The sequence below is a fragment of the Streptomyces sp. NPDC051987 genome (genome assembly GCF_040680735.1).
GTDB lineage: Bacteria > Actinomycetota > Actinomycetes > Streptomycetales > Streptomycetaceae > Streptomyces.
Genome location: NZ_JBFAXI010000094.1, coordinates 21,126 through 32,306, shown reverse-complemented (window position 1 = coordinate 32,306; position 11,181 = coordinate 21,126). Strand labels below are relative to the sequence as shown.

Sequence of the window (11,181 nt, the reverse complement as noted above, 5' to 3'; positions counted from 1 at the left end):
CCCGCACTGTCGAACAGCTCCGGACGCACATCGGCGTACACGGTGTACGGGTTCTTGCCGTACAGCTTCGCGATCAGCGGAGCCGCCGCCGCGACCAGGAAGAAGAAGGCCACGACGAACGCCGAGATGACACCGGTGCGGTCGCGCTTGAAGCGCATCCACATCAGCTGGCCGGGCGAGCGGCCCTCGACCTTCACCGTCCCGGTGCCGGGCGGCGGTCCGCCGTCCACGACGGCCGACCGTCCGCCGCCCTCAATGTCCGTAGGACTCGTCACAGTTCGTCCAATTCACAGGTGTGGGTGTGCCGAACAGGCGGCCGGGGCACGAATGCGCGACCGCTGTGGCATGATCCGATGAAGCGTGCTCCGACGAAGCGTCAGGACATCCCCGCGCGGGCGGGAACGCCGCAGCCGGACGCGCGTAGGCGAACGACGGCGCTACGCGGCCGGCCCGCGCTTCAGGCCCAACCGCCGGACGAACAGGGGCAGTCGGACGCGACGGCCGGAGCCGACGGCACAGCCGACGACGGAACCCACCTGGTGCCTGTGACACTGCACATGGGACTTCTCCTCATGACTTCACGTGTTCACCAACAGGAGGTTCCCGTCCATACCCTCCGACACCCCTGACGGAGGGTCAGACACCCCCTGGTGCTCGTGAGTCGGGCGTTGTCCCCACAACGCGAGACCCATTGACCCGAGCGCTACGCGGCTAACTATCTGCCATGAGCCAGGTGCCGACCACTGTCTTTAAATCTCAATTCAGTCACAGCTGGCGTGTAGTTCTTCCGAAAAATGGACAAAGCGTTCGACGGGAGAAGGGCGCGAAACGGACTTGTTACATGGCTATCGGGCGAGGATCTCCGCATTTCGGACACCGGCTCGAAGGTGGCCGAGTTCCGCCCATGCAAAAAGGGGTTGCAAAAAACCCGGGTGCCCCCATGATGGGGGCACCCGGGCTCGGATGTCCTGCGATCAGGAACGATCCGGACCGATCAGCCGTGCTTGGCGCGGCTGGCGGCGCGGGCCCGCTCCCGGGCGTCCAGGTTCACCTTGCGGATGCGAACGGCCTCCGGGGTCACCTCGACGCACTCGTCGTCGCGGCAGAACTCCAGCGACTGCTCCAGCGAGAGCTTGCGCGGCGGCACGATCGACTCGGCCACGTCGGCCGTCGAGGACCGCATGTTGGTGAGCTTCTTCTCCTTGGTGATGTTGACGTCCATGTCGTCGGAGCGGGAGTTCTCGCCGACGATCATGCCCTCGTACACCTCGGTGCCGGGCTCCACGAACAGCACACCGCGCTCCTGGAGGTTCGTCATCGCGAACGCGGTGACGACGCCGGAGCGGTCGGCGACCAGGGAGCCGTTGTTACGGGTCTGCAGGGTGCCGAACCAGGGCTCGTGACCCTCGTGGATGGAGTGCCCGATGCCCGTGCCGCGGGTCTGGGTCAGGAACTCGGTCCGGAAGCCGATGAGACCGCGCGAGGGCACGACGAACTCCATGCGGACCCAGCCGGAGCCGTGGTTGGACATGTTGTCCATACGGCCCTTGCGGACACCCATGAGCTGGGTGACGGCGCCCATGTGCTCCTCGGGCACGTCGATCGTCATGCGCTCGACGGGCTCGTAGACCTTGCCGTCGACCTCCTTGGTGACGACCTGGGGCTTGCCGACGGTGAGCTCGTAGCCCTCCCGGCGCATGGTCTCGACCAGGATGGCGAGCGCGAGCTCACCACGGCCCTGGACCTCCCAGGCGTCCGGCCGCTCGGTGTCCAGCACCCGGAGGCTGACGTTACCGACCAGCTCGCGGTCGAGGCGGTCCTTGACCTGGCGGGCGGTGACCTTGCGGTCCTTGACCGCCGCCTTCGCGTCGGCGCCCTTGCCGGAGCCGCCGCGGCCGACCATCGGGGAGGTGTTGGTGCCGATGACCATGGAGATCGCCGGCTCGTCGACGGTGATCAGCGGCAGCGGGATGGGGTTCTCGGGGTCGGCGAGGGTCTCACCGATCATGATGTCCGGGATACCGGCGACGGCACAGATGTCACCCGGACCGGCCTTCTCGGCGGGCTTGCGGGTGAGCGCCTCGGTCATCAGCAGCTCGGAGATCCGGACGTTGCTGATCGAGCCGTCACGCTTGATCCACGCGACCGTCTGGCCCTTCCGGAGCTCGCCCTGCTCGACGCGGAGCAGCGCGATACGGCCGAGGAAGTTGTCGGCGTCCAGGTTGGTGACGTGGGCCTGGAGCGGGGCGGCCTCGTCGTAGGACGGCGCCGGGATGTGCTCCAGGATCGTGGAGAAGAACGGCTCCAGGCTGGTGGAGTCGGCCGGGACGGTGCCGTTCTCCGGCTTGGTCAGCGAGGCGATGCCGTCGCGGCCGCACGCGTAGACGATCGGGAACTCGATCTGCTCCTCGTCCGCGTCCAGGTCGAGGAAGAGGTCGTACGTCTCGTTGACGACCTCGTCGATGCGGGAGTCCGGGCGGTCCGTCTTGTTGATGCACAGGATGACGGGCAGGCGCTGCTGGAGCGCCTTGCGCAGCACGAACCGGGTCTGCGGCAGCGGGCCCTCGGAGGCGTCGACGAGCAGCACCACACCGTCGACCATCGACAGACCGCGCTCGACCTCGCCACCGAAGTCGGCGTGGCCGGGGGTGTCGATGATGTTGATGGTGATCGGTTCCCCGCCGTCCTTCGGGTGGTACTTCACCGCGGTGTTCTTGGCGAGGATCGTGATGCCCTTCTCACGCTCCAGGTCGTTCGAGTCCATCATGCGGTCGTCGACCGAGTCGAGCTGATGCGCGGCGAAGGCACCGGCCTGCTTCAGCATGGCGTCGACGATGGTCGTCTTGCCGTGGTCGACGTGGGCGACGATGGCGACGTTGCGGATGTCGTGGCGCGTGGCCATATTGCGGCGTACTCCCGGGGTGTTGAGAAGGCCCTCTGCGTACGTCCGTGTGACGCGGGCCTGCCGGGCTGAACACGCCACGGCCTCACCCCATGGTACGGGGCCGATCGACCGGTGGCTCGCGGGGATACGTATATGCAGCTCAGGGCACTTATCGGGGAGCGAACAGCGGTGAGACCAAGGGGCGCGGGGAACTGCGCGAACAGCCCCCACGCGCCCGCAGCCGACGACGGCCCCGCACGTCCTACCCCTTGCTGGGGCTCGGCGACACCTTCGCCCCCTTCTTCAGGAATCCCATGTCCTGGTACACCGGCGTCTGGAAGCCGAAGGCGCCCACGTTCACCAGGTCCTTGCGCGCGCCCACGAGCTGCGGCCGCTGGTACAGCGGCAGCGATCCCGCCGACGCCCAGATCCTGGAGTCCGCCTTGCGCAGCAGCCCGTCCGCCTCGTCCTCGTCCAGTGTGCCCAGCGCCTGGTCGAAGAGCTGGTCCACCTGGTCGGTGCCGACCCGCGTGTAGTTCTGCTCCACGTTCAGCGACCCGTCGGCCGCCACCACCGGCTTCGCGTAGATCGGCCGCGCGTCCGTCGCCGGGTACGCGGACGACGGCCAGGAGTACAGCGCGAGGTCGTACTGCCCGGCCGCGATGTGGTCCTTGAAGTAGCTGTCGTCCGGCACCTTCTGGATCTCGGTCGCGATCCCCACCCGGTCCAGCATCTTGGAGATCTGGTCGGCGACCGACTGGAGCGTCTCCGAACCCGGCCCCGACGGCAGCACGAACCGCAGCGAGAGCGCCTTCCCGTCCTTGGCCAGCGGCCCGGCCGGCGCCCCCGCGCCCCTGGGCGCCGCCGTGCCCTTCGGCGCGTACGCCCCCGGCGCTCCGTGGGCGTGGTCCTTCTGGTGGTCGCGGGTGTCCCTGTCGTCCGTGTCCCTGTCGTCCGAGCCCTTGTCGTCCGAGCCCTTGTCGTCCTCGCCGACGATGTACTGCCCGTCGTGCCCGCCGTCCGACTCGTCGCCCTGTTCGCCGTCCTCCTTCTTCTTGTCGTCCTTCTTGTCGCCCTTCTCCTCCTCCGCGCCGGCCGCCTTGCCCGGGTTCCTGATCGGCCCGCCGGCCACCCAGCCCGCGTCTGCGAGCAGCGCCTGCGCCTCGTGGGTGTCGAGGCTGCCGACCGCCCCGCTGCCGTCGGAGTAGGCGGCCTGCCCGGACAGGGCGACGTGGCTGCCGACCGGCACGGCGGGCAGCCCGAGCGGGGTGAGCACCAGCTTGGCGAGGGCCTGGCGGTCGAGGGCGCGGGCGACGGCCCGGCGCACCCGCTCGTCGGCCAGCGGGCCCTCGGAGCCGTTGAGGGCGAGCTGGGTGTAGGCGGGCTCCAGCGACTTGCGGACGGCGAAGTCGCGCAGCTCGTGCTGCTGCTCCAGCCACTTGGCGATGCTCCTGCGGAGCTTCTGCGGCCCCTCGGGCAGCTTCTCCTCGTGCATGCCGAGGGTCAGCGCCCAGGACCGCAGCTTCTTGGCGGAGGTCTTCCCGGCGCCCTGCAGCGGCAGCCCGGTGCCCTTCTCGCGGCCGGCCAGGGTGATGCGCTCGGCGTCGGCGGCGTCGATGTCGGCGACGTCGACCGTGCCGTCGGCGAGTGCGGACGTCCGCTTCGCGCGGTCCACGGCGTGCAGGTCGATCTCGTCGAGCTTGGCCGGGCGGCCCCACCAGCGCGGGTTGCGGGTGAGGACCACGTCCTTCTTCGCGGTGTCGACCTTGTCCACCCGGAAGGGGCCCGCGGTGACGGTGAGCTTGCGGCGCGCGCCGTCGTTGAAGGCGTCCGGGGTGCCCATGACGTCCTTCGGGTACAGCGGTGAGAACAGCGACCGCCAGTCCGCGTAGGGCCGCTCGAAGGTGACCCGGACCTCCAGGTCGTTGGCGCCGCGCTCGATCTGGGCGATGCGGTCGTAGCCGGCGTTGCGGGCGGTCCAGTAGGCGGCGTCCTTGCCGGACAGGGCGCGCCACTGGGCGGCGAAGTCGGCGGCGCCGATCTCCCGGCCGTCGCTCCAGACGGCCTGCTGGTTGAGCCTGTAGAGGACGACCTGGCGGGGTTCGGTCTCGATGACCTTCGCGGACTCCAGGTAGTCGGGGTTGCGGACCGGCTTCCCGGTGGCGTCGATGGTGAACATCGACGGCAGGACGGCCTGGGCGACCCGGGTGGTGCCCGCGTCGGCGTCGGCCTGGAAGGTGTTCAGGGTCTCCGGCACGGCGTCCACGGCCATCTTCAGGGTGCCGCCCTCCGCGACCGCGTTGCGGGCGACCGGCACGATGTCCTGGCCGGCCAGCGGCTTGCTGCCCTCGTCGTCGGAGCCGCAGCCGGCGAGGAGGGGGACGGTCAACGCGCCTGCGGCGAGGAAGGCGACGGCACGCGCGAGGTTCCGCTGGTCGCGCCGGGAGGTGCCGCCGTCGTTCGACTGCCGCGCCGTCGTGGTTGCTCGCGCAGTTCCCCGCGCCCCTGAAGGGGCGCTGTGGCCGACGCCGTGGTGAGACATCTCTGCTTACCTCCGGGAGGCCCCGTGAACATGGGTGCGGTCTGTTCACATTTGGGGGTATTTTGGAGTTGATCACATGTACGTCAGAAGTACGGACCCCACTGAAATGGACGGGGTCCGCCGGCTGGGTACGACACGGCGGCGGGGGCTGCCAAAGGCCACCCGTGCGGCGCAATGCCGCGCTCGTGCCCGGCGCACACAGAGCGCGTGCGGGCGTGCGACTCAGGCGCGCAATCCGCCAATCGCTGCACATGGCTTCACATCCGCAGGTGTGACGCGCAACACTCGCAGGCGCATGAACGTCGCCGCCTTGGACCACCGGGTCCGTGGAAGAGAGGTCACGTCATGTCCGTGCACGACGACCTGACGTCAGTCCAGCGTTGCCTAGCAGACCTGACCCGGTCCGTCGGCCGCCTGGAGCAGCAGCTCGGGAGCGGCGGGCTGGAGATGCGCCGTGTCCGTGCCGATGCCGATCACCTGCGCGAGAGCGTGGCACTGCTGCGGGAGGCGGCCAGCACCGCCGCCCCGGGCACCCGCCCCGACCTCGTGACCATCTCCGACGATCCCTACGACATCAACCTGTGGACGGACACGGACGACGAGGGTCTCGGCGCCCGCGACCGGCACGCCCCCTAGGAGCGCTGACCGCAGGCCACCTCCCCCGAACCCGACCGGAGTCATCCATTGGCCACTGGTACGGAACCACATCAGAACAGCGGCGGCGTACGCACCCGTACGCGCGCCGCGATCTCCGCCCCGCACCTGCGGACCGACCGCTGGTGGCTGGCGCCCGCCGTCACCGCGGCCGGTCTGTTCGCGTTCGTCGTGTACTCGACCTGGCGGGCGTTCGCGAACGCGCACTACTACTCGGCGCCGTACGTCTCGCCGTTCTACTCGCCCTGCCTGGCCGAGAACTGCCGGACCATGCCGGCCGGCCCGAACGCCGACGTCTTCGGCAGCTGGTGGGCGATCTCCCCGGCGATCATCATCCTGATCTTCCCGCTGGGCTTCCGGCTGACCTGCTACTACTACCGCAAGGCGTACTACCGCAGCTTCTGGGCCTCCCCGCCCGCCTGCGCGGTGGCCGAGCCGCACGCGAAGTACACCGGTGAGACCCGCTTCCCGCTGATCCTGCAGAACGTCCACCGGTACTTCTTCTACTTCGCCCTGCTGGTCGCCTGCGTGCTGACCTACGACACCGTGCTCTCCTTCCGGGACCCGCACGAGCGCTGGGGCCACATGGGCCTGGGCACCCTCGTCTTCCTGGTCAACATCGTGCTGATCTGGGCGTACACGCTGTCCTGCCACTCCTGCCGGCACATCGTCGGAGGCAAGCTCAAGCACTTCTCCCGACACCCCGTGCGCTACAAGGCATGGCAGTTCGTCGGCCGGCTCAACGCCCGGCACATGCAGCTGGCCTGGGCGTCGCTGGTGAGCGTGGCGCTCGCCGACTTCTACGTCTATCTGCTCGCGTCCGGTGTCTTCGACGATCCGCGATTCTTCTAGGGACTGGGGCTTGTGATGGCAGCGGTGGAGCGGCAGCGGTGGGACGTCGTGGTCGTCGGCGCCGGCGGGGCGGGCCTGCGCGCGGCGATCGAGGCGCGCGAGCGGGGCGCCCGTACGGCGGTGATCTGCAAGTCGCTGTTCGGCAAGGCGCACACGGTGATGGCCGAGGGCGGCATCGCGGCGGCGATGGCCAACGTGAACGAGCACGACAACTGGCAGGTGCACTTCCGCGACACCCTGCGCGGCGGCAAGTTCCTCAACCAGTGGCGGATGGCCGAACTGCACGCCAAGGAGGCCCCGGACCGGGTCTGGGAGCTGGAGACCTGGGGCGCCCTGTTCGACCGCACCAAGGACGGCAAGATCTCCCAGCGCAACTTCGGCGGCCACGAGTACCCGCGCCTCGCCCACGTCGGCGACCGCACCGGGCTGGAGCTGATCCGCACCCTCCAGCAGAAGATCGTCTCGCTCCAGCAGGAGGACCGGAAGGAGACCGGTGACTACGAGTCCCGGCTGAAGGTCTTCCAGGAGTGCACGGTCACCAGGATCCTGAAAGACGGCTCACGCGTCAGCGGTGTCTTCGCGTACGAGCGGGAGACCGGCCGTTTTTTCGTCCTCGAAGCACCCTCCGTGGTCGTCGCGACCGGGGGCATCGGCAAGTCCTTCAAGGTGACGTCGAACTCGTGGGAGTACACGGGTGACGGGCACGCGCTGGCCCTGCTGGCCGGGGCGCCGCTGGTCAACATGGAGTTCGTGCAGTTCCACCCGACCGGCATGGTCTGGCCGCCGTCGGTGAAGGGGATCCTGGTCACCGAGTCGGTGCGCGGCGACGGCGGGGTGCTCCGCAACTCCGAGGGCAAGCGGTTCATGTTCGACTACGTCCCGGACGTCTTCAAGGAGAAGTACGCCGAGTCCGAGGAGGAGGGCGACCGCTGGTACGAGGACCCGGACCACAACCGGCGCCCGCCCGAGCTGCTCCCCCGCGACGAGGTGGCCCGCGCCATCAACTCCGAGGTGAAGGCGGGCCGCGGGTCCCCGCACGGCGGGGTCTTCCTGGACGTGTCGACGCGGATGCCGGCCGAGGTGATCCGGCGCCGGCTGCCCTCCATGTACCACCAGTTCAAGGAGCTGGCCGACGTCGACATCACGGCGGAGGCGATGGAGGTCGGGCCGACCTGCCACTACGTGATGGGCGGGGTCGCGGTGGACTCCGACACCGCCGCCGCCCGCGGGGTGCCGGGGCTGTTCGCGGCCGGTGAGGTGGCCGGCGGCATGCACGGCTCCAACCGGCTCGGCGGCAACTCGCTCTCCGACCTGCTGGTCTTCGGGCGCCGGGCGGGCTGGCACGCGGCCGAACACGCGGCGGCCCTCGACGAGCGGCCGGCCGTGGCCGAGGAGCAGATCGACGCGGCGGCGGCCGAGGCGCTGCGGCCCTTCTCCGCCGAGAGCCAGGAGCCGGACGCCGGCCCGCCGGAGAACCCGTACACCCTCCACCAGGAGCTCCAGCAGGCCATGAACGACCTGGTCGGCATCATCCGCCGGGAGGGCGAGATGGAGCAGGCGCTGGAGCGGCTCGCCGCGCTGCGGGTGCGGGCGCGCCGGGCCGGGGTGGAGGGGCACCGGCAGTTCAACCCGGGCTGGCACCTCGCCCTGGACCTCAGGAACATGCTGCTGGTGAGTGAGTGCGTGGCGCGTGCGGCCCTTGAGCGCACCGAGTCGCGCGGCGGGCACACCCGCGAGGACCATCCGACGATGGACCGCCGGTGGCGCCCCGTGAACCTCCTCTGCCGGCTGGCCGACCCCACCGGCGGGCTCGCGGCCACCGACCCGGAGCGCGGCCAGATCGACCTCACCCGCGAGACCACCGACCCCATCCGAGCCGACCTGCTCGCCCTCTTCGAGAAGGAGGAGCTGGTCAAGTACCTCGCCGAAGAGGAGCTGTACGAATGAGCGGCTACACGGCCCACTTCCGGGTGTGGCGGGGCGACGTCGAGGGCGGCGGCCTGGAGGACTTCAAGGTCGAGGTGAACGACGGCGAGGTGGTCCTGGACATCATCCACCGCATCCAGGCCACCCAGGCCGCGGACCTCGCCGTCCGCTGGAACTGCAAGGCGGGCAAGTGCGGTTCGTGCTCGGCGGAGATCAACGGCCGGCCGCGGCTGATGTGCATGACCCGCATGTCCGTCTTCGCCCAGGACGAGACCGTCACGGTGACCCCGCTGCGCGCCTTCCCGGTCATCCGCGACCTGGTCACGGACGTCGGCTTCAACTACCAGAAGGCCAGGGAGGTCCCGGCGTTCGTGCCGCCGGCCGGTCTCGGCCCCGGCGAGTACCGGATGTTCCAGGAGGACGTGGACCGCTCGCAGGAGTTCCGCAAGTGCATCGAGTGCTTTCTGTGCCAGGACACCTGCCATGTCGTGCGCGACCACGAGGAGAACAAGCCGGCCTTCGCCGGGCCGCGGTTCCTCATGCGGATCGCCGAACTGGACATGCATCCGCTGGACGCGGCCGAGACCTCCGGCCTGGACCGCAAGCGCACGGCACAGGACGACCACGGCCTCGGCTACTGCAACATCACCAAGTGCTGCACGGAGGTCTGCCCGGAGGGCATCCACATCACGGACAACGCCCTGATCCCGCTGAAGGAACGGGCGGTGGACCGCAAGTACGACCCCCTCGTCTGGCTCGGCTCGAAGATCAGGAGGCGCCCCGCAGGAGGCTGAGCACCTTCCGGAGGCTGGACTCGGCGATGTCCCGCATCGGTTCCCGGTCCGGGAAGTCGCCGTCCAGCAGCCGGAGCGGCCCGGCGACGAGGTTGAGGTGCATCGCCAGCCGGTACAGGGCCGTCCGGTCCTCGTCGAGGTCGGCGGTGCGCAGCACGTCGTAGGCGGGCCCGAAGCGGAGCTGCAGGAAGACGTGCTCCCATTCGGCGTCGAAGTACATCAGGCCTTCGATGTCGATCAGTGCGGGATCGCCCTCCTCGGTCACCAGGACGTGGTCCGGTCCGAGTTCGCCGTGCACGAGGGAGGCGGTCTCGCGCGGTTCGACCGCGTCGTAGAGCTGCTGCACGCGCTCGGCCAGCGCCTGCCGCACCTGACGCAGCCGGGGGTCGCGGTCGGCCACCTCCGCGATGTCGCGGATCGCGCGGTCCGCGACGACCTGCTCACAGGAGCTGCCGAGCGGTGTGCCGCCCTCCTCCACGAGGACGGCCTTGCCGTAGCCCGAGGAGACGCGTTCGCGGAGCACGCCGAGCGTGCCGGCCAGCCGGGCCAGCGGTACCCGGGCGGCGCCGGGGTCGCTGCGCAGCAGCAGCTCCAGGCTGCCGCCGCGGACGTCCTCGACGACCGCGGCGTAGGCCGGCAGGTGTTCGGCGTCCTCGTCGGCGAAGAGCAGGCGCGGGGTGCGCACCCCGAGTTCGGTCAGCAGGTCGTGGGCGGACAGGAAGAGGCCGAGCCCGGACGCGTGCGCGAAGGGGTCGCGGATGTCGGCGTCGACGGGCCCCCAGTAGTCCTCATCCGGGGACCAGACGTACGCGATCGCGCTCCGGCCGTTGCCCAGGGCGAGCCGGTAGACGCCCTTCTTGCTCCCCCCGCGCAGGCGGGTGACGGCGGCGGGAACACGGCCGAGGGCCTCGCGGGAGAGCGACGCGAGGTCGTCTCGGGTGAGGTGGGCACGAGCGGTTGTCATGGCGTACGAACCCAGTCCTTCCGAATAAGAGGTCCAGTCGTCCTCGGTGGCGACGAAGTCCCCGTAGAGGGCGACGCCGAAGGTAGCGCGATCCGGGGCGGGGCTCGTCCGCCGGGCGACGTGCGCGCCGTGCGGGCTCTGCGAGGGCCGCACGGCGCAGGACGACATCACAGCAGTCCGAGCCACCGGACGGGCGACACGGCCCGGCCCTCCTTCAGCCACCATCGGGGGATGAACGGCGGCGGGACAGTACCCCCAGAAGGATTGAATCCTCCGTTCTTCGGCATGCGGCGGACCACCATACGGTCATACCGAGTCGGCTTCGTCTCCGGTCACTCGCCCCCCGCTGACGCACGACCATACGAGCGAAGATCGCACACCCCCACCTGACTCCTGGCACCATCACCCCCATCAGTGAACCCGGGGACACATGTTCGACTCCTGGCGGATTGTCGCCCACGAGTCCCGTGCGCCGGATCAACCGGCCTGTGCCCTTCCATCGCTGTGTCCTCCCCGCCCCCTCTGATCTCGTCACCCTTCGCGTGTCCCGCCCCGGTCGCGAAGC

General features: G+C 69.8%; 7 protein-coding genes and 1 pseudogene. 4 read left to right on the top strand and 4 right to left on the bottom strand.

The window, feature by feature from the left end:
- The 3 genes and pseudogenes from AB0M11_RS33920 to AB0M11_RS33910 form a co-directional block, all read right to left on the bottom strand.
- Window positions 1-275 (bottom strand): annotated as a pseudogene (locus tag AB0M11_RS33920) (ABC transporter permease); the annotation flags it as partial.
- Window positions 276-994: 719 nt separating this feature from the next.
- Complete coding sequence (typA, locus tag AB0M11_RS33915; protein WP_365711967.1) at window positions 995-2,902, bottom strand: translational GTPase TypA; 1,908 nt, start codon at window positions 2,900-2,902, stop codon at window positions 995-997.
- A gap of 244 nt (window positions 2,903-3,146) precedes the next feature.
- Window positions 3,147-5,426 (bottom strand): ABC transporter family substrate-binding protein, encoded by a 2,280-nt coding sequence (locus tag AB0M11_RS33910; protein ID WP_365711966.1) that lies wholly within the window; start codon window positions 5,424-5,426, stop codon window positions 3,147-3,149.
- 345 nt (window positions 5,427-5,771) lie between these two features.
- Here AB0M11_RS33910 and AB0M11_RS33905 point away from each other — a divergent pair, with 345 nt between their 5' ends.
- From AB0M11_RS33905 to AB0M11_RS33890, 4 genes are read left to right on the top strand one after another with little or no spacing between them, the layout of a single operon-like run.
- Window positions 5,772-6,062 carry a hypothetical protein gene (locus AB0M11_RS33905; RefSeq protein WP_365711965.1) on the top strand — a complete coding sequence of 97 codons (291 nt, stop codon included), beginning with the start codon at window positions 5,772-5,774 and terminating at the stop codon, window positions 6,060-6,062.
- Between the two features lie 48 nt (window positions 6,063-6,110).
- Complete coding sequence (locus AB0M11_RS33900; protein WP_365711964.1) at window positions 6,111-6,932, top strand: hypothetical protein; 822 nt, start codon at window positions 6,111-6,113, stop codon at window positions 6,930-6,932.
- A 15-nt stretch (window positions 6,933-6,947) separates the two neighbouring features.
- Window positions 6,948-8,879, top strand: coding sequence for a fumarate reductase/succinate dehydrogenase flavoprotein subunit (locus AB0M11_RS33895; protein WP_365711963.1), 1,932 nt, complete (start codon window positions 6,948-6,950; stop codon window positions 8,877-8,879).
- Window positions 8,876-9,652 carry a succinate dehydrogenase/fumarate reductase iron-sulfur subunit gene (locus AB0M11_RS33890; RefSeq protein WP_365711961.1) on the top strand — a complete coding sequence of 259 codons (777 nt, stop codon included), beginning with the start codon at window positions 8,876-8,878 and terminating at the stop codon, window positions 9,650-9,652. The genes AB0M11_RS33895 and AB0M11_RS33890 overlap by 4 nt, the downstream gene beginning before the upstream one ends.
- Here AB0M11_RS33890 and AB0M11_RS33885 read toward each other — a convergent pair.
- Window positions 9,627-10,784 carry a phosphotransferase gene (locus AB0M11_RS33885; RefSeq protein WP_365711959.1) on the bottom strand — a complete coding sequence of 386 codons (1,158 nt, stop codon included), beginning with the start codon at window positions 10,782-10,784 and terminating at the stop codon, window positions 9,627-9,629. The two genes, AB0M11_RS33890 and AB0M11_RS33885, sit on opposite strands and share 26 nt — an antisense overlap.
- Window positions 10,785-11,181: the final 397 nt, after the last annotated feature.